The organism is Enterobacter sp. TCD1-1 (assembly GCF_020567405.1).
Lineage (GTDB): Bacteria > Pseudomonadota > Gammaproteobacteria > Enterobacterales > Enterobacteriaceae > Enterobacter > Enterobacter quasiroggenkampii.
The window spans coordinates 134962-157928 of the sequence record NZ_JAJCXF010000002.1; the positions used below are offsets into that span (position 1 = coordinate 134962).

Here is a 22967-nt window from a genome sequence, read left to right on the forward strand (position 1 = left end):
TGAAAAGATCCTTCGAAGAAGGACTGTTTTTATTATCTTTTTTTAAGCGTAGTGGGGATATTCCACGACGCCATTTCAGCAAAAGATATATTTTAATGGCGCAGCCGAATACTGATATTTACTTAACTATCAATACATTATTAACGTTGGCTTTATTGATAAAGAAATATGAAGAATAGGGATATACAGCAGAAAATAATAACGATGTTGCGTGGCAGAAAACAAAAAAGCTGGCTTTCGCCAGCTTTCGTTCTATTTTTTGGCCGCTTTCTCTTCGCCGACCAGCCCAATCTTCAGGTAACCCGCCTGATGCAGCGTGTCCATTACCTTCATCATGGTTTCATAATCCACGGTTTTATCCGCACGGAAGAAGACCGTAGTGTCTTTCTTACCGCCGGTAAGCTGATCCAGCGCCGGGATGACAGAGTCGGCCGTTACCGGGTCATTGCCAAGGAACATGGATTTATCGGCCTTCACGGACAGATAGACAGGCTTTTCCGGACGCGGCTGCGGCTGGCTGGACGAGGCCGGCAGATTCACCTTCACGTCGACCGTGGCCAGCGGCGCGGCCACCATGAAGATAATCAGCAGAACCAGCATGACGTCGATAAACGGCGTCACGTTGATCTCATGCATTTCGCCGTTATCGTCCAGATTTTCGTTTAGACGCATCGCCATAATATCAACCCACGCGCAGTTTGGACGCCGCGTGCACCGGCTTAACGGCGCTGGCATTCAGGTCGAGATCGCGACTCTGCAGCAGCAGTACCTGCGCGGCAACGTCACCGAGCGTCGCTTTGTAGCTGCCAATCATACGCGCGAAGATGTTGTAGATAACCACCGCCGGAATCGCCGCGACCAGACCAATCGCCGTCGCCAGCAGCGCTTCTGCGATACCCGGGGCCACAACCGCCAGGTTGGTGGTTTGAGTCTGCGCGATACCGATAAAGCTGTTCATGATGCCCCAGACCGTACCGAACAGACCGATAAACGGTGAGATCGCGCCGATGGTCGCCAGATAACCATTACCACGCCCCATGTGTCGGCCAACGGCCGCCACGCGACGCTCCAGACGGAAACCGGTACGTTCTTTGATGCCTTCGTTATCTTCACTGCCCGCGGAGAGTTCCAGCTCGTTCTGTGCTTCATTCACCAGCAGGGTAGTCAGGCTTTTCGCGTGGAAGGATGAGGTCATATCTGAAGCCTGATCCAGAGAGCGAGCTTCTGCCAGCTGTTGCTGTTCCCGCTTGAGGCGACGCTTCTGCGACAGCAGCTCGGCGCTCTTGCTGAAGAAGATAGCCCAGGTGACAACGGACGCCAGAATCAGGCCGATCATCACAATCTTAACCACGATGTCAGCATGCTGATACATGCCCCAAACGGAGAGATCCGCCTGCATCAAATTATTACCCACTCTGTATCTCCAGGACGCAAATCACAAAATCTGAACGTAATAATATCAAAACGTCGTCGAATTGATAGTAGTTCTCATTAGTATTTGCATAGTGCCGCAATTTTCGTTCACTTTCCTTGCGCTTACGCAGTAAAAATTTCTTATGCGGTTTTTTGCTAATATTTTCTGCTTATTCGATAAGCCTGCGGGTGCAGTTTTTTCCAATCGTGGTAGTCTGGACGTCCAGACGTATAAAAACAGGGTTAGCGAACATGACAACGAAGCATCTTGATACCACGCTGGTACAGGCAGGACGCAGCAAAAAATATACCCAGGGATCGGTTAACAGCGTGATTCAACGCGCCTCCTCGCTGGTGTTTGACACCGTTGAGGAGAAAAAAATCGCCACGCGCAACCGCGCAAAAGGCGGGCTGTTTTATGGCCGTCGCGGCACGCTAACCCATTTTTCTCTGCAGGAAGCGATGTGCGAGCTGGAAGGCGGTGCAGGCTGCGCGCTGTTCCCGTGCGGGGCGGCGGCGGTCGCCAATACCATTCTGGCGTTTGTGGAACAGGGCGATCACATCCTGATGACCAACACCGCCTACGAGCCCAGCCAGGACTTCTGTACCAAAATCCTCAGCAAGCTCGGCGTGACGACCGGCTGGTTCGACCCGCTGATTGGTGAAGGTATTGCCGAACTTATTCAGCCAAACACGCGCATTGTGTTCCTGGAATCGCCGGGGTCACTCACCATGGAAGTCCACGACGTGCCGGCTATCGTGAAGGCCGTGCGCAGTAAAGCGCCAGAGGCGATCGTTATGATTGACAACACCTGGGCGGCAGGCGTGCTGTTCAAAGCGCTGGACTTCGACATTGATATTTCGATTCAGGCAGCGACGAAGTACCTGATTGGCCACTCTGACGGGATGATTGGCACGGCGGTCTCCAACGCGCGCTGCTGGGATCAGCTGCGTGAAAATGCCTACCTGATGGGCCAGATGGTGGATGCCGACACGGCCTACATGACCAGCCGCGGACTTCGCACGCTGGGCGTTCGCCTGCGTCAGCACCATGAAAGCAGTCTGACGGTGGCCGAATGGCTGGCGCAGCATCCACAGGTTGAGCGCGTGAATCACCCCGCGCTACCCGGCAGTAAAGGCCATGAGTTCTGGCAGCGTGACTTTACAGGCAGCAGCGGGTTGTTCTCGTTCGTGCTGAAAAAACGGCTGAATAATGACGAGCTGGCCAGCTATCTGGATAATTTTACCCTCTTCAGCATGGCCTACTCGTGGGGCGGTTTTGAATCCCTGATCCTGGCTAACCAGCCGGAACAGATTGCGGCCCTGCGCCCCGGTGGCGACGTGGACTTCAGCGGTACCCTGATTCGACTGCATATCGGTTTAGAAAATGTTGACGATCTGATTGCGGATTTAGCAGCAGGGTTCGAGCGTATCGTGTAGAGTGCTGGCTGAAAATGTACTCCCTGGACGCTTTTGTGAACACCGCAAGCGGAAAAGTCTGCATGAGTTGCGCCCGGGATCAAACCCGACGGGCGAATAAGGGAGTACAATAGCGCTATATCTGCTGTTCCACAGGAAAGTCCATGGCTGTTATTCAAGATATTATCGCGGCGCTCTGGCACCACGATTTTGCCGCGCTGGCGGATCCTCACGTCGTCGGTATCGTCTATTTCGTGATGTTCGCAACTCTGTTTCTGGAAAATGGATTACTGCCAGCCTCGTTTTTACCCGGTGACAGCCTGCTTTTACTTGCCGGGGCGTTAATCGGTAAAGGCGTCATGGACTTCACACCAACGATGGTTATCCTGACCTCCGCTGCCAGCCTGGGCTGCTGGCTGAGCTATCTGCAGGGCCGCTGGCTGGGGAACACGCGCGTCGTCAAAAGCTGGCTGGCGCAGCTGCCGCATAAATATCATCAGCGCGCGACCTGCATGTTTGACCGGCACGGCCTGCTGGCGCTGCTGGCCGGACGTTTCCTCGCGTTCGTTCGCACCCTTCTGCCGACGATGGCGGGCATTTCCGGTCTGTCGAACCGCCGCTTCCAGTTCTTCAACTGGCTGAGCGCCCTGCTGTGGGTTGGCGTGGTCACAACGCTCGGCTACGCGCTGAATATGATCCCCTTCGTGAAACACCACGAAGATCAGGTGATGACCTTCCTGATGGTGCTGCCGATGTTCCTGCTGGTGGCGGGTCTGGTGGGAACCATCGCGGTGGTGATTAAGAAGAAGTACTGTAGCGCATAATTCAACAAAGCCGGGTGGCGCTATCGCTTACCCGGCCTACGTTTTTCGTCAGACTCCCTGCATCGTTCTTATACGTGACGCATCCTCTCCCGGCGTGACGCCGAAATAGCGCTTAAACTCCCGACTGAACTGCGAGGCACTTTCATAGCCCACCCGCATCGCCGCCGCGCTGGCCTTCATGCCATCGTGGATCATCAGCATCCGCGCCTTATGCAGCCGGTAGGTTTTGAGGTACTGCAGCGGCGAAGTGCTGGTCACCGATTTAAAGTTATGGTGAAACGCCGAGACGCTCATGTTCGCTTCCGCCGCCAGCTGGTCGACGCTGAGGTTTTCCGTGTACTGGCTTTCGATACGCTTGAGCACGCGGCTTATCAGGCTGAAGTGGGTCTGTCGGCTCACCAGAGCGAGTAACGCGCCACCGCCCGGGCCCAGCAGCACGTGGTAGAGAATCTCGCGGACGATCTGCTTGCCCAGAATGCGCGCGTCCAGCGGCCTCTCCATCACATCCAGCAGACGCTCAATGGCGCAGAGGATCTCTTCCGACAGCGTCGCCGAGTTAATCCCGCTTGAGGCCATCGAAGGCTGGAAGAGTTCATCTTCGCCAATCTCCATCAGCAGCTCCTGCAGCTGAAGGATGTCGACGTTAACGCGAATACCCGCCAGCGGAACCGCCTCTGTCGCGAAGGTTTCACATTCAAAGGGTAAAGGTACCGTCAGAAGCAGATATTCATTGGTGTCGTAGCGGAACACGCGCTCGTTGATATAGCCAATTTTATGGCCCGAGAAGAGAAAAACGATGCCCGGCTGGTACATGACCGGCGTGCGTGTCCCCGGCTGCGTACCATAGAGCAGGCGAATGTCCGGCAGCAGCTCGCTGGCACGATTTTCATTATCTATCAATCTCTTAATCTGCACAGTGAGCTGCTGGCAGATAGCCTCACGGTTCATCTTGCGTTACTCCGGGTGCGGTTTTCGACGTTGACAGTGTGCGTTGTTTTCCGCGCTTTCTCCAGCGCTCTGTAGAAATGGGCAAGACATCGGCAGGAATGTGCATTGAGGGCGTAGCCCCGGATCGCCACAATGAGCAGCATCAGGTCGCCCTCTGCGCACCACGGTTTTTCACCCACTAAAGGGAACGAGCAATGAACAACTTTAATCTCCACACCCCAACCCGCATTCTGTTTGGTAAAGACGCTATCGCTGACCTGCGCGCACAGATCCCTGCTGACGCCCGCGTGCTGATCACCTACGGTGGCGGCAGCGTGAAAAAAACCGGCGTGCTGGATCAGGTTTACAGCGCGCTGGACGGTCTGGACGTGCGTGAGTTCGGCGGCATTGAGCCAAACCCGTCCTACGAAACGCTGATGAATGCGGTAAAAATCGCCCGCGAAGAAAACATCACCTTCCTGCTGGCGGTCGGCGGCGGCTCCGTGCTGGACGGTACTAAATTCATCGCCGCTGCGGCGCACTACGCTGACGGCATCGATCCGTGGCACATCCTGGAAACCCGCGGCAGCGATATCAAAAGCGCCATCCCGATGGGATCCGTGCTGACCCTGCCAGCGACGGGTTCCGAATCCAACAAGGGCGCGGTGATCTCCCGTAAAACCACCGGTGACAAGCAGGCCTTCATGAACGAACACGTTCAGCCAGTGTTCGCCATTCTGGATCCGGTTTACACCTACACCCTGCCAGCGCGTCAGGTGGCGAACGGCGTGGTCGATGCCTTTGTACATACCGTTGAGCAGTACGTCACGTATCCGGTGAATGCCAAAATTCAGGATCGCTTCGCGGAAGGCATTCTGCTGACGCTCGTCGAAGAGGGTCCGAAAGCGCTGAAAGAGCCGGAAAACTACGACGTTCGCGCCAACGTGATGTGGGCGGCTACACAGGCGCTGAATGGCCTGATCGGCGCTGGCGTGCCGCAGGACTGGGCGACCCACATGCTGGGCCACGAGCTGACGGCGATGCACGGTCTGGATCATGCGCAAACGCTGGCCGTTGTGCTGCCTGCACTGTGGAACGAAAAACGCGACACCAAACGCGCCAAGCTGCTGCAGTACGCCGAGCGCGTGTGGAACATTACCGAGGGTTCTGACGACGCGCGCATTGATGCTGCCATCGAAGCGACCCGCAGCTTCTTTGAAGGTCTGGGCGTGCCAACGCGTCTGTCTGGCTACGGCCTGGACGGCAGCTCCATCCCTGCCCTGCTGGCGAAACTTGAAGAGCACGGCATGACCCATCTGGGCGAGCACGGCGACATCACGCTGGACGTCAGCCGTCGTATTTACGAGGCGGCACGCTAAGCGTTTTTGTCCCCCCGACTTTCGTTTTTTGACATTTCGTCCAGACTTAATGCACACCCCATCGCCGGAGTCTCCCTCCGGCGATGCGCACCTGAAGGAGGAAAAATGGCAAACCAAACCGTAATCAAGCTGCAGGACGGCAACGTGATGCCCCAGTTGGGGCTAGGTGTATGGAAAGCCGGTAACGACGAGGTCGTCTCCGCCATTCATAAAGCCCTGGAAGTCGGCTACCGGTCGATTGACACCGCCGCCGCGTACAAAAACGAGGACGGCGTAGGTACCGCACTGGCCAGCGCCGGTGTCCCTCGCGATGAGTTGTTCATCACCACGAAACTGTGGAATGACGATCAAAAGCGTCCCCGCGAAGCCCTGCAGGAGAGCCTGGAGAAACTCCAGCTCGATTTCGTCGACCTGTATCTGATGCACTGGCCGGTTCCGGCCATCGACCATTACGTTGATGCCTGGAAAGGGATGATTGAACTGCAGAAAGAGGGGCTGGTGAAAAGTATCGGCGTCTGTAACTTCCAGGTTCATCACCTGCAGCGGCTGATTGACGAGACGGGCGTCGCGCCCGTCATTAACCAGATCGAACTGCACCCGCTGCTGCAGCAGCGGCAGCTTCATGCCTGGAACGCCACGCATAAAATCCAGACCGAGTCCTGGAGTCCGCTGGCGCAGGGTGGCCAGGGCGTGTTCGATCAAAAAATTATCCGTGAACTGGCGGATAAATACGGCAAAAGCCCGGCGCAAATCGTCATTCGCTGGCATCTGGACAACGGCCTGGTGGTGATCCCGAAATCGGTCACGCCATCGCGCATCGCCGAGAACTTCGACGTCTGGGATTTCCGGCTGGACAAAGATGAGCTGGGCGAGATTGCGAAGCTGGATAAGGGCAAGCGTTTAGGGCCGGATCCGGATCAGTTTGGCGGATAATACTTAAAACGAGCCCGGTCTTCCGCCGGGCTCGTTTTAATTTATAAACCGGACTGACATCTCGCTTCTCCGGGAAGATCAGGTAATGTGCAAATAACGTTGTACGCTTTCCCTTCCAGTTTATGTGGCCCACCGAGACCGCCGCCTACTTCTGCACGATATTCCTTTCCGTTGACGCTTATCTGGAGCGGGGTGTGATAAATCCAGTCCATCGGACCTATTGGCAGAAAAAAGATCCACTCATGCTGGCTCTGAAAAGCAAAACGACCGTTGTCGTCAGAAAGCGTTTGCTCCCTCTCTAATGTTATTTTAGCGCCCGGGACTGGCTTACCTGCGCTGTCGATTAGACGTCCTTCCACTTCTGGCTGTGTCTGGCGGTGCATTACACAACCGCATAACGTAAGGCCAATCAGCATCGCTCCTGTTAACTTCCTAATTTTCATTTTGGGCCTCCTACCCTTATGCAGAAAAAAGCCGGGTGGCGGCTGCGCCTTACCCGGCCTACGCGCTGACCTGTAGGCCCGGTAAGCGCTAGCGCCACCGGGCTTTGTTACAGGTTTAACCGATCTTACGTTTTACGTTCTTCTTCATTCCCGCTCCACCGTTCGAACGCTGATGCACAATCGGCGTGTGCTTGGTCAGCGCCGGGCGCGTATTGCGGTTCTGGCGACGCGCTTCGCGCATCTCCTCCAGCGTCGGGGCCGGTACCAGACAGTCGCGGCGCGAGCCGATCAGGTGTTTTTTACCCATCTCTTCCAGCGCCTGGCGGATCAGCGGCCAGTTTTTCGGATCGTGGTAACGCAGCAGCGCCTTGTGCAGACGACGCTGTTTATCCCCTTTCGGCACCACCACCTCTTCACTCTTGTAGCCAATCTTACTCAGCGGGTTCTTGCCGGTGTAATACATGGTCGTCGAGTTGGCGAGCGGTGACGGATAGAAGTTCTGCACCTGATCCAGGCGGAAGCGGCGCTGCTTCAGCCACAGCGCCAGATTGACCATGTCCTCATCACGCGTGCCGGGGTGCGCTGAGATGAAGTACGGGATCAGATACTGCTCTTTGCCCGCCTGCTTCGAGTAGGTGTCGAACAGCTCTTTAAAGCGGTCGTAGCTGCCCATGCCCGGCTTCATCATCTTCGACAGCGGGCCTTCTTCGGTATGCTCCGGCGCAATCTTCAGATAGCCGCCGACGTGGTGCGTCGCCAGCTCTTTGATGTAGCGCGGATCTTCCACGGCAATGTCATAACGTACCCCGGACGCGATGAGGATCTTCTTGATGCCTTTCAGATCGCGCGCGCGTCGGTAGAGGTTAATCGTTGGCTCGTGGTTGGTATCCATGTGCTCGCAAATGCTCGGATAGACGCAGGAGAGACGGCGGCAGGTTTGCTCCGCGCGCGGCGACTTGCAGCGCAGCATATACATGTTCGCGGTTGGACCGCCAAGATCGGAAATCACGCCGGTAAAGCCCGGTACGGTGTCGCGAATGGCTTCGATCTCGTTGATGATCGACTCTTCCGAACGGCTCTGAATGATACGCCCCTCGTGCTCGGTAATGGAGCAGAAGGAGCACCCGCCGAAGCAGCCGCGCATGATGTTGATCGAGAAGCGGATCATCTCATACGCCGGGATACGGGCGTTGCCGTACGCCGGGTGCGGCACGCGCTTGTACGGCAGCGCAAAGACGCTGTCCATCTCTTCGGTGGAGAGCGGGATGGCCGGCGGGTTGATCCAGATAAAGCGCTCGCCGTGCTTCTGCATCAGCGCGCGGGCGCAGCCCGGGTTGGTTTCATGGTGCAGAATACGGGACGCATGGGCGTAGAGCACCTTGTCGGCTTTCACCTTCTCATAGGACGGCAGCAGCACGTAGGTCTTTTCCCACGGCTTCGGGCGCGGCGGCTGCACGACGATAGCCTTCGCTTCCGCTTTCTTTGGCTCTACCGGTTTGTTATCGGCACACGGCAGATCGTCGCCATACGGGTGTGGGATCGGGTCGATTTTGCCCGGCATATCGATGATGCGGGAATCCACGCCGCGCCAGCCCGGCAGCGCCTCTTTTACCATGATCGCGGTATTGCGCACGTCGCGGATGCTGCTCACCGGCTCGCCCTGCGACAGACGGTGCGCCACTTCCACCAGCGGACGCTCGCCGTTTCCGTAAATCAGCATGTCGGCTTTGGAATCCACCAGCACCGAGCGGCGCACGGTATCAGACCAGTAATCATAGTGCGCGGTACGGCGCAGGCTCGCCTCGATGCCGCCCAGGATCACCGGCACGTCTTTCCAGGCTTCTTTGCAGCGCTGGGTATAGACCAGGGTCGCGCGGTCCGGACGTTTGCCCGCCACGTTATCCGGCGTGTAGGCGTCGTCATGGCGCAGCTTACGGTCGGCGGTATAGCGGTTGATCATCGAGTCCATGTTACCTGCGGTCACGCCGAAGAACAGGTTGGGTTTACCCAGACGCATAAAGTCGTCTTTGCTGTTCCAGTCAGGCTGGGAGATGATCCCCACACGGAAGCCCTGCGCTTCAAGCATACGGCCACAGATGGCCATGCCGAAGCTCGGGTGGTCAACATAGGCATCGCCCGTGACCAGAATGATGTCGCAGCTGTCCCAGCCCAGTTGGTCCATCTCTTCCCGGGACATCGGCAGGAACGGCGCCGGTCCAAAGCAGGCCGCCCAGTACTGGGGCCAGGAGAAGAGGTCACGATCCGGCTGGATCAGGGAAATTGCGCTCATAATGCTTCCGAAGAAAAAATAGACAAAAGGGCGGGGATTATACGCTGGATCATTGTGGGAAATGAAGGGGTATTTATTGCCCGGTGGCGCTACGCTTACCGGGCCTGGGGGGCTGTAGGTCGGGTAAGGCGAAGCCGCCACCCGACTCGTTTTACGGCGCCGGGTTGACCAGCATTTGCCCCACCGACCCCCTGTCCATCATCTCCAGCGTCTGGCTGTGGAACAGGAACGGGAAGTGCGGCCACGAAGGCTGGCCGTAGTAGACGAGCAGTTCCACCTGACCGTCCACCCAGACGGTATCTTTCCAGCCGCGATCTTCCGGGAACGGCATCGCGCCGTTGACGTTGCGGATCAGGAACGACACCCCTTCAATATGGAACGACTGCGGCATATCTGAACGCACCGTCCAGCGCTCCCAGGTGCCCTGCTGCGCGGTAATGTCAATGCGGTTGACGTCCCAGAGCGCGCCGTTGATGCCCGGATCATCGCCCAGGCTGATATCACGGCTGCGCACCGGCGAGCCGCTCATGATCTCCTGCGGCAGCAGACGCATGGGCAGGCTATCGGTCACCAGCGGCAGCAGACCGGTTGGACGCAGGGTCAGCACCAGGGTCGAGACCAGTATGCTCGACGGTTCAAAGAAGCCGCGAATGCGGTCGACAATGCTGGCCGCTTCACCGCAGGTGACAGACACTTCATCCCCATTGGTCATATCAATGAGAATTTCGCGACGCTCACCCGGCGCGAGCGCCAGCTGTTTGACGGACACCGGCGCCGGTAAAAAGCCCTGATCGCCGGATATGACGTGCAGCGGACGGCCATCGCTCATCTGCAGCTGATAGCGGCGCGAGTTAGACGCGTTGAGCAGGCGCAGGCGCACCCAGCCACGGGACACTTCGACATACGGGCTCTGCGCGCCGTTAACCAGCAGCGTATCGCCGACGAAACCACCGCTGCCCGGCTCGCTATATTCCGGCGTGCCGAAATTATCCAGACGTTTGTCCTGGATGATAATCGGGAAGTCATCCACACCGTAGTGGTTCGGGATCGGCAGGGATTTGCTGACTTCATCTTCCACCAGCCACATGCCGGCCAGGCCGTTATAGACCTGCTGCGCCGTGCGGTTAGGCGTGTTGGCGTGATACCACAGGGTCGCCGCACTCTGGCGAATCGGCAGAACGGGCGCCCAGTCGGCGCTGGGTGACATCATGCGCGCCGCGCCGCCAATCAGCGGGCCAGGCACCTGCAGGCCGCTGATGGTCATGGCGACATTTTCAGGGGTACGGTTACTGTAGATGAGCTTAACGTCATCGCCATTCCACACGCGTATGGTCGGCCCAAGATAACGTCCGTTAATGCCCCAGACCGGCGCACGCGTCCCCTGGGTAAAGGACCAGTGGCTGCGCTGCAGCGTCAGGAAAAGCGGCTGACCGCGACGGGATTCAATGAGTGGCGGAATAGGCAGCGGCTGTTGCTGCCCGGCGGCGCTGGCTGTCAGCGGCATCGCACCCGCACAAAGGGCGATCCCCGAAGCCTGAATAAACTGACGCCGACTGAGTGACATATAAGCTCCATCTGAAACGACTAACAACGCGGGAATTCGTTTCCCCTTCAACGCCGGATTAAATCTTACCGGCGGCTTCTCTCTCTGCGACTTCTTTGTCGAGCAGCGCAATATGCTCAGCCATCAGATCACGGCAGTGCGCGGCCAGCTCGCGTACCTGGTCTTTACCGTATTTGCTGGTATCGACGGGTGGCAGCATTTCGACAATCACCAGCCCGTTATTCAGGCGGTTAAGATTAATCTTATTCGAAGTATTGGAAACGCACACAGGAATAATTGGAACACCTGCCGCAATTGCGGCATGAAACGCACCGGTTTTAAACGGCAGCAGGCCGCGGCCGCGGCTACGCGTCCCTTCCGGGAACATCCAGATTGAAATTTTGCGCTTTTTAAAATGATTCACCACTTCCGCAATGGTGCTGTGCGCTTTTGCACGGTTATTACGGTCGATCAGCAGGTTACCGGTAAGCCAGTACAGCTGACCAAAAAACGGGATCCACAGCAGGCTTTTTTTGCCCACCGTCACGGTCGGTGGAAGCACGATATTAGAGGCCGTCACCATATCGTAGTTGTTCTGATGGTTGGCGATATAGATGGCGTTACCGAAATTCTCCGCCCCTTCCGGCAGACGTTTTTCAACTTTCAGACCAAACAGCGGCGCAAGGCGGCCGAACATATGGCCAAAAGTGGCGACATGCTTCGGATTACGCGGGCTGAACAGGCAATAAATAGAGCCGAAAATACAGACCAGAATGCAGTAGATAACGGTAAGAATAAGACGAACAATATATAGCATAGCGACCTCTGAAGCCCTAACAGCTGACAATTATACTTCACCTGTGGCCAGGTAAGGACTTTATTACGAGCGCGTATTGTTAATCGCAACGCACGAATTAACAACGATTTTACGGGAAATTTTATTGAAATTCCCCCTCCGGACAGAGGGGGATATCACGACATTACTCTTCGCTGTCACCCGCAGCGCTGCGTGCAGGAGAGTCTATCTCCACGCGATCGATACGCTGCAGACCGCGCATCAGCGAGCCGCGGCGACCGCGCTCACCCACCACCTTCTGCAGCTCTTCCGGACGAAGCTTGATTTTGCGCTTGCCGACGTGAATGGTCAGGGTGCTCTGCGGCGGCAGCAGGAAGAGGTGCGCCAGGCCATCTTCGCCTTTCGCGGCCTCCGCCGACGGGATGTTGATGATCTTGTTGCCCTTGCCTTTTGACAGCTCAGGCAGATCGCTGACCGGGAACATAAGCATGCGTCCGGCGGTGGTGATCGCCAGCAGCATGTCGCTTTCGTTCTCGATCACCAGCGGTGCCATCACGTGAGCGTTGTCCGGCAGGCTAATCAGCGCCTTACCGGCACGGTTGCGGGAAACCAGATCGTTGAAGGTACAGATAAAGCCGTAGCCCGCATCAGACGCCAGCAGCAACTTCTGGTCATCGGCTTCCATCAGCATATGGTCAACCGTCGCGCCCGGCGGCAGCGTCAGCTTGCCTGTAAGCGGCTCGCCCTGCCCACGCGCGGAAGGCAGCGTGATCGGGTCAATGGCGTAACTGCGCCCGGTGGAGTCGATAAACGCCACCGGCTGGTTGCTCTTGCCTTTCACCGCCGCTTTGAAGCTGTCGCCCGCTTTGTAGCTGAGCCCCGGCGCGTCGATATCGTGGCCTTTCGCGCTGCGCACCCAGCCGCTCTGCGACAGGACAATGGTCACCGGCTCGGACGGCTGCATGTCGTGCTCGTTCATCGCCTTCGCTTCTTCGCGCTCGTGCAGCGGAGAACGACGGTCGTCGCCAAACGCGTCGGCATCGGCCTGCAGCTCTTTCTTCAGCAGGGTGTTCATCTTGCGTTCGGACGCGAGGATCGCCTGCAGCTGATCGCGCTCTTTTTCCAGCTCGTTCTGCTCGCCGCGGATCTTCATCTCTTCCAGTTTGGCGAGATGGCGCAGCTTCAGCTCAAGGATCGCTTCGGCCTGGGTTTCGCTGATGCCAAAGCGCGACATCAGCGCGGGCTTCGGCTCGTCCTCGGTACGGATGATCTCAATCACCTCGTCGATATTGAGGAACGCCACCAGCAAACCTTCAAGGATATGCAGGCGCTTAAGCACTTTCTCGAGACGATGGTTCAGACGACGGCGTACCGTATCGCGGCGGAACGTCAGCCATTCGGTGAGGATCTCCAGCAGGTTTTTCACCGCCGGGCGCCCGTCGAGGCCGATCATGTTCAGGTTGATGCGATAGCTTTTTTCCAGATCGGTGGTGGCAAACAGGTGGTTCATCACCTGCTCCATGTCCACGCGGTTGGAGCGCGGCACGATCACCAGACGGGTCGGGTTCTCATGGTCAGATTCGTCGCGCAGGTCGTCGACCATCGGCAGCTTTTTATTGCGCATCTGGGAGGCGATCTGCTCCAGCACTTTGGCACCGGAAACCTGATGCGGCAGCGCGGTGATGACCACGGCGCCGTCTTCTTTATTCCACACCGCGCGCATGCGCACGGAGCCGCGACCGTTCTGGTAGATTTTGCGGATTTCCGCGCGCGAGGTGATGATTTCGGCTTCGGTCGGGAAATCCGGACCCTGCACGATATCCAGCAGATCGTCGAGCGAGGCTTTCGGCTGCTCAATCAGGGTGATGGCGGCTTTCGCCACTTCACGCAGGTTGTGCGGCGGAATGTCCGTCGCCATACCGACCGCAATGCCGGTGGTGCCATTCAGCAGGATGTTCGGCAGACGCGCAGGCAGCATCTTCGGCTCCTGCAGCGTACCGTCGAAGTTCGGTACCCAGTCAACGGTCCCCTGCCCCAGCTCGCCCAGCAGCACTTCGGCATATTTAGAGAGGCGGGATTCGGTATAACGCATCGCCGCGAAGGATTTCGGATCGTCCGGCGCCCCCCAGTTCCCCTGACCATCCACCAGCGGGTAGCGGTAAGAGAACGGCTGGGCCATCAGCACCATCGCTTCATAACAGGCGCTGTCGCCGTGCGGATGGTATTTACCCAGTACGTCACCGACGGTACGGGCGGATTTCTTGAACTTGGCGGTGGCGTTCAGCCCCAGCTCGGACATCGCATACACGATGCGGCGCTGAACGGGCTTCAGGCCATCCCCGATAAACGGCAACGCCCTGTCCATGATGACGTACATGGAGTAGTTCAGGTAGGCGTTTTCCGTGAATTCATGTAGCGCGAGGCGCTCTGCCATATCGCTCATTACGTGTGATTCCTCAACTCAGAAACCGAAGGGTTTCAGGCAATATTGCCGCAGATACTACCCTATCTGACGAGTTGAGTCACAAAGAAAAAGGGCCGCTTATGCGGCCCTTTCCGGGTTATTTGTTCAGCTTAATGACCTGCTTCACGTCGATTTCAAAATCGTTCCACTCTTTATCGACCTTGCCCTGGATTTCCACTTTATCCTGAGGGCTGACGGTCACGCCGTTCCAGCGCTTGTGGTCAATTTCCACGTTCACCGTGCCGGTCTCATCGCGGAAGGTGTAGCGGTCATCGGACAGGCGCTGGGTGATGTTCCCGCGCAGCTTCACCCAGCTGTCGTCCTTCATCTCTTTGACCTTCACCGCGGTGGTGAGGTTGGCGTCATTATCGACAAAACCGCCTGCCTGCGTTTGGGTCTGGGTCTGTGCGGCAGACGGGCCGTTAAATCCGCCCTGCGCGGCAAAAACGGGGGCAGTGGTCATCATCATGATGGCGGCAATAGCAGCGAATTTTTTCATATTAACTCTCCCTTTAATCTGGTTTCGCAGTCCATTAAACAGGGTAATCCTTAACAACTTCTTAAGGGAGAAATTTATTTATTATCGCTGTACAGCAGGTGCTTACAGAGGGTTTACTGACGGCATCAAGGAGGGAATATGCGCATTTTACTGGTAGAAGACGACACGTTAATCGGCGACGGTATCAGGGCGGGTTTAAGCAAAATGGGCTTTAGCGTGGACTGGTTTACCGACGGTAAAACCGGTCAGGCCGCGCTCGCGTCTGCGCCCTACGATGCCGTGGTGCTGGATCTGACGCTGCCGGAAATCGACGGTCTGGACATCCTGCGCGCGTGGCGCGAAAGCGGGCGCAGCGAGCCGGTATTGATCCTGACCGCGCGGGATGCGCTTAACCAGCGCGTGGAAGGACTGCGTCTTGGCGCGGATGATTATCTCTGCAAGCCGTTCGCGCTGATTGAAGTCGGCGCCCGCCTTGAGGCGCTGGTCCGCCGCAGCCACGGCCAGACGCATAGCGAGCTACGCCACGGCAAGGTCACGCTCGATCCAACCCGACTCGTCGCCACGCTGGACGGTGAACCACTGACGTTGAAGCCGAAAGAGTTCGCGCTGCTGGAACTGCTGATGCGCAATGCAGGCCGCGTGCTCCCTCGCAAGACGATTGAGGAAAAACTGTATACCTGGGATGACGACGTCTCCAGCAACGCAGTTGAAGTCCACGTTCATCACCTGCGCCGCAAGCTTGGCAGCGAGTTTATCCGCACCGTGCACGGCATCGGCTATACCCTGGGTGACGCATGAAGCTGACGCAACGCCTGAGCCTGAAGCTGCGCCTGACGCTCCTCTTTTTAGCGCTCTCCCTGACGGCATGGTTTGCCGCCAGCCTGGTGGCCTGGCAGCAGACCACCCACAAGCTGGATAAGCTCTTCGATACGCAGCAGATGCTGTTTGCCAAACGGCTGCTGACGATGGATCTTGACGAGATCCGCGCCCCCGAACGGATGCGCGAGATCCCGAAAAAAGTGAAGCATGGCCGTCTCGATGACGACGCGCTGGCTTTCGCCATTTACGCTGTCGACGGCAAAATGCTGCTGAACGACGGCGAGAACGGGCGCGATATTCCGTACCACTATCGCCGCGACGGGTTTGCTAACGGGCAGCTCCAGGACGATAACGATGAATGGCGTTTCCTGTGGCTGACCTCACCCGACGGGAAATACCGCGTGGTGGTCGGTCAGGAGTGGGAGTACCGCCAGGATATGGCGCTGGACGTAGTCAGCTCGCAGCTCACGCCCTGGCTGGTGGCGCTGCCCGTGATGCTGCTCTTGCTGATTCTCCTCCTGAGCCGGGAGCTGAGGCCGCTGAAAAAGCTGGCGCAGACCCTGCGCTCCCGCTCGCCGGATGCGACCGAGTCGCTTGTGCTTCAGGGCGTCCCCACGGAAGTGCGCCCCCTGCTCGACTCGCTGAATCACCTCTTCGCGCGTACCCAGGAGATGATGACGCGCGAGCGCCGATTTACGTCCGACGCGGCCCACGAGCTGCGAAGCCCACTGGCGGCCCTGAAGGTGCAAACTGACGTGGCGCAGCTCTCGCAGGACGATCCGCAGGCGCGGGAAAGAGCGCTGGCGCAGCTGCATGCGGGAATCGACCGCGCTTCCCGGCTGGTGGACCAACTCCTCACGCTGTCGCGTCTGGACTCGCTGGACAACCTGGACGATGTCGAACCGATAACGCTTGCCGATTTACTGCAGTCGGCGGTGCTGGATATCTGGCATCCGGCGCAGCAGGCAGGGATTGATATTCGCCTCAACAACCATGCCCCGCAGGTCAAGCGTCAGGGACAGCCCCTGCTGCTCAGCCTGCTGGTGCGCAACCTGCTGGACAATGCCATCCGCTACAGTCCGCGCGGCAGCGTGGTGGACGTTACGCTGGACGCGCGTAGCTTTAGCGTGCGCGACAACGGTCCTGGCGTTGACCCCGAGGTGCTGGCGCGCATCGGCGAGCGTTTTTATCGTCCACCGGGCCAGAACGCCACGGGCAGCGGGCTGGGACTCTCTATCGTCAGGCGCATTGCCGCGCTGCACGGAATGCGCGTCTCGCTGAGCAATGCGGCGGAAGGCGGCTTTGAGGTGAAGGTCAGCTGGTAACGGATTATTGCATCTCCAGCAAAAGACTTTGCACATTTTGCTCATTTTTCCGCTCCGTCCTCGCGCGTAGAATACCCGGCATACTCTCATCGTCGAGGACAAAAAATGAGCAACATTCTGATTATTAACGGTGCAAAAGAATTTGCGCACTCTAAAGGCCAGCTGAATGACACCCTGACCGAGGTCGCGGACGGTTTCCTGCGCGACGCCGGGCATGATGTTAAGGTCGTGCGCGCAGACAGCAACTACGACGTGAAAGCCGAAGTGCAGAACTTCCTGTGGGCTGACGTGGTGATCTGGCAGATGCCAGGCTGGTGGATGGGCGCGCCGTGGACCGTGAAAAAATACATGGACGACGTGTTCACGGAAGGTCATGGCTCTCTGTATGCCAGCGATGGCCGCACCCGCTCTGACGCGTCTAAAAAATACGGTTCAGGCGGTCTGATTCAGGGCAAAAAATATATGCTGTCACTGACCTGGAACGCCCCGCTGGAAGCCTTCACCGAGAAAGATCAGTTCTTCGAAGGCGTGGGCGTGGACGGCGCGTACCTGCCGTTCCACAAAGCGAATCAGTTCCTGGGCATGGATCCGCTGCCGACCTTTATCGTCAACGACGTGATTAAAATGCCTGATGTCCCGAGCTATATCGCAGAATATCGCAAGCATCTCGCGAAAATTTTTGCTTAACTGGTAGCCTGGAATTAAAGGAGTAGTAAACATGCTTACCGTTATCGCAGAAATCCGTACTCGTCCAGGTCAACATCACCGCCAGGCGGTGCTGGATCAGTTCGCGAAAATTATCCCGACCGTACTGAAAGAAGAAGGCTGCCACGGCTACGCGCCGATGGTGGATGCCGCCACTGACGCCAGCTTCCAGGCAACCGCGCCAGACTCAATCATCATGGTTGAGCAGTGGGAAACCGTCGCGCACCTTGAAGCGCATCTGCAGACCGCGCACATGAAAGCGTGGAGCGACGCGGTGAAGGGCGACGTGCTGGAAACCCACATCCGCATCCTGGAGCAAGGGGTTTAAGTTCTTGGAATTTGCCGGGTGGCACTGCGTTTACCCGGCCTACAAAACCTGAACCGTAGGCCCGGTAAGCGCTAGCGCCACCGGGCTTTGTTGTTTTTAGCTGCTTTTCTTCCCCGGTTTTAACCCGCGATGGAGCTCGTTGATGCGCTTCATGGACTTGATGGTGCGCTGCGGCTCGGTAGAAGCGACGGACAAAATGATCATCTCCAGACAGAGCAGCACCGTGCCGTGGAGCGGGATTTTGCCCTTTTCGCCACCGCGCGGAACGTGGATCACCACGCTGGCCTCCTTACTGAAACGCGAATCAAGGGCGTTGGTCAGCAGGATGGTGGGAATGCCCAGACGCTTTGCTTCACGCAGGGTGGTTTGCCCCTCCCGGTGCGCGGATTTCTGCGCCATCATCACCAGCACGTCACCGCGCTGAAGCGCAATCAACTGCTCGGCAAGCCCTATCCCGGTACGGTTGAGCGGCGTGGCGGGTAACCCCATACGGCTGAACAGCCTGGCGGTGTACTCGGCCAGAATGCCGGAGGCGCCAATGCCAAATATGGCGACCTGTCTTGCCTGTGCCAGCAGTGAGACCGCCTGCGCCATCGCGTAGCGGTTGTGGGGCTCAGATAACACCTCGCAGGTGTGCTGATGTCCCTCCAGCACGAAATCAATGCTCGCGTTGACGTCGCTGGCGAGCGTGTTCACCGTGGTGGACATCTTTTCGCTGGAGGTGACCACCGGGCCAAACCACTGCTCCAGCGTCTGCTTGAGATCGCGCAGCCCGGCGAAACCCAGCGCCTGTATGGCGCGGACCACCGTGGCGTCCGAGGTTTTCACTACGGCAGCAATCTCCATGGCGGTCTGCTCCATCACCGCCTCGCGGTTGTCATGGATATAGCGTGCGACCTGCAGCAGACGCGGCGTCAGCTGATGCGCCCGCGCGCGAAAGCGGTCGCCATAGACATCCACGCGCCCTTTCTCTTTGCGGATCACCGTGACGCCTCCGGCAGCGGACGCCCGGCAATCTGCGACTGCACCTGCGCGGCCATCAGCCCTAATGACGCGAACGAATTCGAGATCGCCTCTTCACGCGAGATCAGCACGTAGTGCCCTGTTCGGCAGGCAGTCAGGAACTGACACCAGCCCGGCATGACCGCCTCCATTGCCGCCAGCTCGTCCTGCGGTTTACCGCCCGTATCCCCGCGCCAGGTAGCGAAGACGAAATCGGCATCCAGCTCCGGCAGGCGCTCGGCGCTGACGTCGATCCGCCCCCCTTCCGGGATGGCCTCAATCAGCGGCGGGAAGGTGAAACCGGCGTCACGCAGCACGCGGCCCAGCGAGTGGTAACTGTGCATAGCGTTGATTTTCCCCTGATTAGCCTGAATCACCGACACGGTGATTTTGCGCGTGTCGATGGTCGCCTTCAGCGCCTTGATTTGTTCCTGATAGCGGCGTTCCAGAATGTTTAGCCTTGCCTGCGTGCCCGTGAGCTGCGCCAGCTTGCGGTAGATTTCCGGCGCGCCGCCGTCGAGATGATCGATGCTCACCGTCGGGGCAATTTTCGCCAGCTGTTCCACCGGGGTGTTGCGGGTCGGCTCGGTAACGATCAGGTCAGGTTTTGCGGCGGCGATGGCTTCGATGTCGATATCGCCCGTGCCGATAAATTTGATATCGGAATTATCGAAGTCGACGCCGGTTAACATGCCGCTGGAGCGCAGAAAGTGGCTGCCGTCCGGCCGCGTGCGGCCATGGCTCGCCACCGGCGGCACACCAAGCTCAATCAGCGGAATGGTGATATCCAGGTCGTGTAAGGAAACAATCCGCTTCGGATGAACCGGCACAACAACCTTACGTCCCAAATCGTCGGTAAATACCTGCGTCGGCTCCGCCGCGCTCACCGCGAACCCCACCAGCAACAGCATCGAAAACAGTACGCGCATCATAGTCCCCTAAAATCTGTCCCGACGCTGCCAGAGCAGCAGCAGGAAAAACGGTCCGCCAATCAATGAAATCACAATTCCCGCCGGCAGCTGCAGCGGGAGGAATGCCAGACGTCCGACGTTATCCGCCAGCAGCACCAGCAGCGCCCCCAGCACGGCGCTTCCCGTCAGGAGCGCGGTTTGCCCACCGCGCAGCAGCAGGCGCGCCATGTGCGGGGCAATCAGCCCCACGAAGCCAATGCTGCCCACGCAGGAGACGCAGGCCGCCGTCAGCACCACCGGAGCGAGAACCCGCAGCAGCGCCAGCCGGGTTGTGCGCACGCCAAGGCCCGTAGCGGCCTGATTGCCGAGCAACGCCACGTCCGCGGCCCGGGCGGTAAACAGCAGCAGCGCAAACGCGGGGGCGGCCCAGAGTGCGGCCAGGCCCACCAGCGTCCAGTTTGCCGCATGCAGGCTTCCCGCCAGCCACAGCATCGCCGTCTGCACGTCACGCACGTCGGCGGTGGTCATAAAGACGCCCATCGCCGCGGCAAACGCCCACGACACGCCGATGCCGATCAGGATGAACCGCGGGCGCGAGATATCGCGCGCCAGGACGATCACCAGCAGCGCGGTGAGCAGCCCACCGGCCATGCCGACCAGCGGACGCCAGGCCAGGCTCAGCGCCGGGAACTGAAAAATCAGCAGCAGTACCGCCGCGCTACAGCCCTCCTTCACGCCGATAAGCCCCGGGTCAGCCAGACCGTTGCGGGTGATGGACTGCATCGCCGCCCCCGCCATGCCGAGCATCGCGCCGCACAACACCGCCATCAGCAGGCGCGGCAGGCGGATATCCATCACGACGTAACGCGTCTCCGCCGTCAGACTTTCAGGCGAAAACAGCGCACGCCCGATGACGGAGGTTGGAATGGGCAGAGAACCGTGCGTCAGGCCAAAGCCCAGCAGGCTTAGCGCCGCCAGCGCGATAAGCGACAGATACGCCAGCGCTTTCGGGCGAATCAGCGCCGACAGGTGGCCAACGCGGATCGCGCGGAGTCCGGCCCGGTTCATTTGAACATCCTCGACGCCATAAAGATGAACACGGGCGCGCCGACCAGGGCCGTCATGATGCCGGTTGCCAGCTCCCAGGGGGTAAACAGCGTGCGGGCAGCGATATCCGCCAGCAGCAATACCAGCGCGCCGCACAGGGCCGACAGCGGCACCATCACGCGCAAATCGACCGACACCAGACGGCGGATGAACTGCGGCACCACAAGGCCGATAAAGCCAATCGGTCCGGCGAGGGAGACGGCCGCGCCGCAGAGCAGCGCGATGGCCAGCAGGGCAAGGAGGCGGGTTTTCAGCAGCGACACGCCAAGCCCCTGCGCCATTCTGTCGCCCAGCGCCAGCATGTTGAGCGAGGGCGACAGCCCGATAGCAAGAACAAAACCGGCTGCTGCAGCCCACAGGGCACTCTGGAGCATCTGCGCGTTGACCCCGGCGATATCACCTGCCAGCCAGGTGCGCAGAGAGAGCAGCGTCTGTTCATCCAGGATTAACACCGCGGCGGTAATCGACGAGGCAAACGCCGACATCGCCACGCCGCACAGGGTGACCTTCATCGGCGTGAGCCCGGTGCGACCGGACGAGGAGAACATCAGCACCAGCAGAAACAGCGCGGCGGCACCGACGGCGGCAATCAGCGGGCGACCAAACGGCAGCGAAAGCCCAAGCGCGCTGGCGATCACCACCGCCAGCGCTGCCCCGGCGTTGAGCCCCAGAATATGCGGCTCGCCGAGCGGGTTGCGGATCACGGACTGCAGCAGCACGCCCGCCACGCCGAGCGCGGCGCCTGTCACCATTGCGGCGCAGAGGCGCAGCAACCGTAGTCTGATGATGATGTTATGGTCGAAATTGCGCGGATCGAAGTGAAAGAATGCCTCGACTACCGTCCGGGGAGGGATAAACCGCGCCCCGATGCCAAGATGCACAATCGCGCCCAGCGCCAGCAGCAAAGTAAAAATCAGGAAGGCGAGAGAAGCGCGCATCATGGGTGTTCAAGGCTCTGGCGAAACGGCATAAAGAACGGTTTGCCGGTCAGGGGATTGATGGACATATGCACGTCCACATCAAACACCGCTTTGATCAGCTCCGGCGTGCAGGCGTCGCCTTCATGTAATACCCCCTCGACTTTCCCCTGGCGTAAAAAGACCAGTGAATCACCGTAGTTCACGGCAAAGTTGAGATCGTGCAGCACCACCACGACGGTACGCCCGTGCTCACGCGTCAGCGTATGCAGAAGCTCGAGGATCTCCACCTGATAGCGAAGATCGAGATACGTCGTCGGCTCGTCAAGCAGGATATACGGCGTTTGCTGCGCCAGCGCCATGGCGATCCAGCAGCGCTGACGCTGGCCGCCGGATAAGCTTTCCACCGGCATATGGGCAAACTCTGCCGTGCCGGTCAGCCGCAGGGCCTCTTCCACCGCCCGCTCGTCCTCGTCGCTCCACTGGCGCATAACGTTTTGCCAGGGAAAGCGCCCGCGCGAGACCAGCTCAAAAACGGTTAACCCTTCCGGCAGCAGCGGCGACTGCGGGAGAATGCCAAGCTGACGGGCGACCGCTTTGGTAGGCTGCTCATGAATGGCTTTACCGTCCAGCAGCGCCGTTCCCCCAATCGGCTGCAGCAGCCGCGCGATAGTGCTCAACAGCGTGGATTTTCCACAGCCGTTCGCCCCGACCAGCACCGTCATTTTCTGCTGAGGGATCGCAAGGGAGATATCATCAACGATGATTTTTTTCTGATAGCCCGCAGAGAGGTTCTCCAGAACCAGACCCGGTTTGTGTGTGTTGTGAGCCACGTGAACGCCAACGTAATGAAAAACCAACAAATAAAAATAAAACTCATTCTCTTTTGAGAGTTTGACGCCGCGGCATGTAGTAGTCAAGCG

General features: G+C 58.6%; 22 protein-coding genes. 8 read left to right on the forward strand and 14 right to left on the reverse strand.

Going from position 1 to position 22967, the window contains the following annotated elements; all coding sequences use genetic code 11:
• Positions 1 to 252 precede the first annotated feature (252 nt).
• On the reverse strand, positions 253 to 678 hold the full coding sequence (exbD, locus tag LJA86_RS13465; RefSeq protein WP_045909964.1) for a TonB system transport protein ExbD: 426 nt from the start codon (positions 676 to 678) through the stop codon (positions 253 to 255).
• Between the two features lie 4 nt (positions 679 to 682).
• Complete coding sequence (gene exbB, locus LJA86_RS13470) at positions 683 to 1414, reverse strand: tol-pal system-associated acyl-CoA thioesterase (RefSeq protein ID WP_021242115.1); 732 nt, start codon at positions 1412 to 1414, stop codon at positions 683 to 685.
• 251 nt (positions 1415 to 1665) lie between these two features.
• Between exbB and metC the strand changes: the two genes are divergently transcribed.
• Positions 1666 to 2853, forward strand: coding sequence for a cystathionine beta-lyase (metC, locus tag LJA86_RS13475; protein ID WP_045909965.1), 1188 nt, complete (start codon positions 1666 to 1668; stop codon positions 2851 to 2853).
• 143 nt (positions 2854 to 2996) lie between these two features.
• Positions 2997 to 3656 carry a DedA family general envelope maintenance protein YghB gene (yghB, locus tag LJA86_RS13480; protein WP_024906512.1) on the forward strand — a complete coding sequence of 220 codons (660 nt, stop codon included), beginning with the start codon at positions 2997 to 2999 and terminating at the stop codon, positions 3654 to 3656.
• Positions 3657 to 3704: 48 nt separating this feature from the next.
• On the opposite strand, the gene LJA86_RS13485 is transcribed toward yghB, so the two are convergent.
• Positions 3705 to 4604, reverse strand: coding sequence for an AraC family transcriptional regulator (locus LJA86_RS13485; protein WP_045909966.1), 900 nt, complete (start codon positions 4602 to 4604; stop codon positions 3705 to 3707).
• Positions 4605 to 4798: 194 nt separating this feature from the next.
• Here LJA86_RS13485 and yqhD point away from each other — a divergent pair, with 194 nt between their 5' ends.
• Positions 4799 to 5962: an alcohol dehydrogenase gene (gene yqhD, locus LJA86_RS13490; protein ID WP_024906510.1), complete on the forward strand. Its 1164-nt coding sequence runs from the start codon at positions 4799 to 4801 to the stop codon at positions 5960 to 5962.
• Positions 5963 to 6067: 105 nt separating this feature from the next.
• The gene (dkgA, locus tag LJA86_RS13495; RefSeq protein ID WP_045909968.1) at positions 6068 to 6895 is read left to right on the forward strand and encodes a 2,5-didehydrogluconate reductase DkgA; all 828 of its coding nucleotides are present in this window, start codon (positions 6068 to 6070) and stop codon (positions 6893 to 6895) included.
• Between the two features lie 41 nt (positions 6896 to 6936).
• Here the strand turns inward: dkgA and LJA86_RS13500 are convergent, their stop codons facing one another.
• From LJA86_RS13500 to LJA86_RS13525, 6 genes are all read right to left on the reverse strand, one after another.
• A complete protein-coding gene (locus tag LJA86_RS13500) occupies positions 6937 to 7338 on the reverse strand; it encodes a carboxypeptidase-like regulatory domain-containing protein (protein WP_045909969.1) in 402 nt (133 codons plus the stop codon).
• A 115-nt stretch (positions 7339 to 7453) separates the two neighbouring features.
• The gene (locus LJA86_RS13505) at positions 7454 to 9628 is read right to left on the reverse strand and encodes a YgiQ family radical SAM protein (protein ID WP_045909970.1); all 2175 of its coding nucleotides are present in this window, start codon (positions 9626 to 9628) and stop codon (positions 7454 to 7456) included.
• 151 nt (positions 9629 to 9779) lie between these two features.
• Positions 9780 to 11192, reverse strand: coding sequence for a cell division protein FtsP (ftsP, locus tag LJA86_RS13510; RefSeq protein ID WP_045909971.1), 1413 nt, complete (start codon positions 11190 to 11192; stop codon positions 9780 to 9782).
• Positions 11193 to 11250: 58 nt separating this feature from the next.
• Positions 11251 to 11988 carry a 1-acylglycerol-3-phosphate O-acyltransferase gene (plsC, locus tag LJA86_RS13515; protein WP_024906505.1) on the reverse strand — a complete coding sequence of 246 codons (738 nt, stop codon included), beginning with the start codon at positions 11986 to 11988 and terminating at the stop codon, positions 11251 to 11253.
• 163 nt (positions 11989 to 12151) lie between these two features.
• Positions 12152 to 14410, reverse strand: a complete 2259-nt coding sequence (gene parC, locus LJA86_RS13520; RefSeq protein ID WP_045909972.1) for a DNA topoisomerase IV subunit A — start codon at positions 14408 to 14410, stop codon at positions 12152 to 12154.
• 118 nt (positions 14411 to 14528) lie between these two features.
• On the reverse strand, positions 14529 to 14930 hold the full coding sequence (locus LJA86_RS13525; protein ID WP_045334456.1) for a YgiW/YdeI family stress tolerance OB fold protein: 402 nt from the start codon (positions 14928 to 14930) through the stop codon (positions 14529 to 14531).
• A 138-nt stretch (positions 14931 to 15068) separates the two neighbouring features.
• On the opposite strand from LJA86_RS13525, the gene qseB reads away from it, so the two are divergent.
• The 4 genes from qseB (at position 15069) to LJA86_RS13545 (ending at position 18107) form a co-directional block, all read left to right on the forward strand.
• Positions 15069 to 15728 carry a quorum sensing response regulator transcription factor QseB gene (gene qseB / locus LJA86_RS13530; protein WP_023326078.1) on the forward strand — a complete coding sequence of 220 codons (660 nt, stop codon included), beginning with the start codon at positions 15069 to 15071 and terminating at the stop codon, positions 15726 to 15728.
• Positions 15725 to 17074: a quorum sensing histidine kinase QseC gene (gene qseC / locus LJA86_RS13535; protein WP_229226305.1), complete on the forward strand. Its 1350-nt coding sequence runs from the start codon at positions 15725 to 15727 to the stop codon at positions 17072 to 17074. Before qseB ends, qseC begins: the two co-directional genes overlap by 4 nt.
• A gap of 105 nt (positions 17075 to 17179) precedes the next feature.
• Positions 17180 to 17761 carry an NAD(P)H-dependent oxidoreductase gene (locus tag LJA86_RS13540; RefSeq protein WP_024906501.1) on the forward strand — a complete coding sequence of 194 codons (582 nt, stop codon included), beginning with the start codon at positions 17180 to 17182 and terminating at the stop codon, positions 17759 to 17761.
• 31 nt (positions 17762 to 17792) lie between these two features.
• Positions 17793 to 18107 carry a putative quinol monooxygenase gene (locus LJA86_RS13545; RefSeq protein WP_008502984.1) on the forward strand — a complete coding sequence of 105 codons (315 nt, stop codon included), beginning with the start codon at positions 17793 to 17795 and terminating at the stop codon, positions 18105 to 18107.
• A gap of 96 nt (positions 18108 to 18203) precedes the next feature.
• On the opposite strand, the gene LJA86_RS13550 is transcribed toward LJA86_RS13545, so the two are convergent.
• Genes LJA86_RS13550 through LJA86_RS13570 form a run of 5 tightly spaced genes read right to left on the reverse strand, consistent with a single transcriptional unit; the run spans position 18204 to position 22877 of the window.
• Complete coding sequence (locus LJA86_RS13550; protein WP_039025548.1) at positions 18204 to 19091, reverse strand: MurR/RpiR family transcriptional regulator; 888 nt, start codon at positions 19089 to 19091, stop codon at positions 18204 to 18206.
• On the reverse strand, positions 19088 to 20038 hold the full coding sequence (locus LJA86_RS13555) for an iron-siderophore ABC transporter substrate-binding protein (RefSeq protein WP_229226306.1): 951 nt from the start codon (positions 20036 to 20038) through the stop codon (positions 19088 to 19090). Before LJA86_RS13555 ends, LJA86_RS13550 begins: the two co-directional genes overlap by 4 nt.
• A gap of 9 nt (positions 20039 to 20047) precedes the next feature.
• Positions 20048 to 21088, reverse strand: a complete 1041-nt coding sequence (locus LJA86_RS13560) for a FecCD family ABC transporter permease (protein WP_196346554.1) — start codon at positions 21086 to 21088, stop codon at positions 20048 to 20050.
• A complete protein-coding gene (locus LJA86_RS13565) occupies positions 21085 to 22068 on the reverse strand; it encodes a FecCD family ABC transporter permease (RefSeq protein ID WP_229226307.1) in 984 nt (327 codons plus the stop codon). The genes LJA86_RS13560 and LJA86_RS13565 overlap by 4 nt, the downstream gene beginning before the upstream one ends.
• Positions 22065 to 22877, reverse strand: coding sequence for an ABC transporter ATP-binding protein (locus LJA86_RS13570; RefSeq protein WP_069720042.1), 813 nt, complete (start codon positions 22875 to 22877; stop codon positions 22065 to 22067). Before LJA86_RS13570 ends, LJA86_RS13565 begins: the two co-directional genes overlap by 4 nt.
• Positions 22878 to 22967: the final 90 nt, after the last annotated feature.

What these genes read in the sequence shown, in the direction of transcription:
- exbD (WP_045909964.1), bottom strand. Translation starts at nt 678, where the DNA reads ATGGCGATGCGTCTAAACGAAAATCTGGACGATAACGGCGAAATGCAT.
- metC (WP_045909965.1), top strand. Translation starts at nt 1,666, where the DNA reads ATGACAACGAAGCATCTTGATACCACGCTGGTACAGGCAGGACGCAGC.
- yghB (WP_024906512.1), top strand. Translation starts at nt 2,997, where the DNA reads ATGGCTGTTATTCAAGATATTATCGCGGCGCTCTGGCACCACGATTTT.
- LJA86_RS13485 (WP_045909966.1), bottom strand. Translation starts at nt 4,604, where the DNA reads ATGAACCGTGAGGCTATCTGCCAGCAGCTCACTGTGCAGATTAAGAGA.
- yqhD (WP_024906510.1), top strand. Translation starts at nt 4,799, where the DNA reads ATGAACAACTTTAATCTCCACACCCCAACCCGCATTCTGTTTGGTAAA.
- dkgA (WP_045909968.1), top strand. Translation starts at nt 6,068, where the DNA reads ATGGCAAACCAAACCGTAATCAAGCTGCAGGACGGCAACGTGATGCCC.
- LJA86_RS13500 (WP_045909969.1), bottom strand. Translation starts at nt 7,338, where the DNA reads ATGAAAATTAGGAAGTTAACAGGAGCGATGCTGATTGGCCTTACGTTA.
- LJA86_RS13505 (WP_045909970.1), bottom strand. Translation starts at nt 9,628, where the DNA reads ATGAGCGCAATTTCCCTGATCCAGCCGGATCGTGACCTCTTCTCCTGG.
- ftsP (WP_045909971.1), bottom strand. Translation starts at nt 11,192, where the DNA reads ATGTCACTCAGTCGGCGTCAGTTTATTCAGGCTTCGGGGATCGCCCTT.
- plsC (WP_024906505.1), bottom strand. Translation starts at nt 11,988, where the DNA reads ATGCTATATATTGTTCGTCTTATTCTTACCGTTATCTACTGCATTCTG.
- parC (WP_045909972.1), bottom strand. Translation starts at nt 14,410, where the DNA reads ATGAGCGATATGGCAGAGCGCCTCGCGCTACATGAATTCACGGAAAAC.
- LJA86_RS13525 (WP_045334456.1), bottom strand. Translation starts at nt 14,930, where the DNA reads ATGAAAAAATTCGCTGCTATTGCCGCCATCATGATGATGACCACTGCC.
- qseB (WP_023326078.1), top strand. Translation starts at nt 15,069, where the DNA reads ATGCGCATTTTACTGGTAGAAGACGACACGTTAATCGGCGACGGTATC.
- qseC (WP_229226305.1), top strand. Translation starts at nt 15,725, where the DNA reads ATGAAGCTGACGCAACGCCTGAGCCTGAAGCTGCGCCTGACGCTCCTC.
- LJA86_RS13540 (WP_024906501.1), top strand. Translation starts at nt 17,180, where the DNA reads ATGAGCAACATTCTGATTATTAACGGTGCAAAAGAATTTGCGCACTCT.
- LJA86_RS13545 (WP_008502984.1), top strand. Translation starts at nt 17,793, where the DNA reads ATGCTTACCGTTATCGCAGAAATCCGTACTCGTCCAGGTCAACATCAC.
- LJA86_RS13555 (WP_229226306.1), bottom strand. Translation starts at nt 20,038, where the DNA reads ATGCGCGTACTGTTTTCGATGCTGTTGCTGGTGGGGTTCGCGGTGAGC.
- LJA86_RS13560 (WP_196346554.1), bottom strand. Translation starts at nt 21,088, where the DNA reads ATGAACCGGGCCGGACTCCGCGCGATCCGCGTTGGCCACCTGTCGGCG.
- LJA86_RS13565 (WP_229226307.1), bottom strand. Translation starts at nt 22,068, where the DNA reads ATGATGCGCGCTTCTCTCGCCTTCCTGATTTTTACTTTGCTGCTGGCG.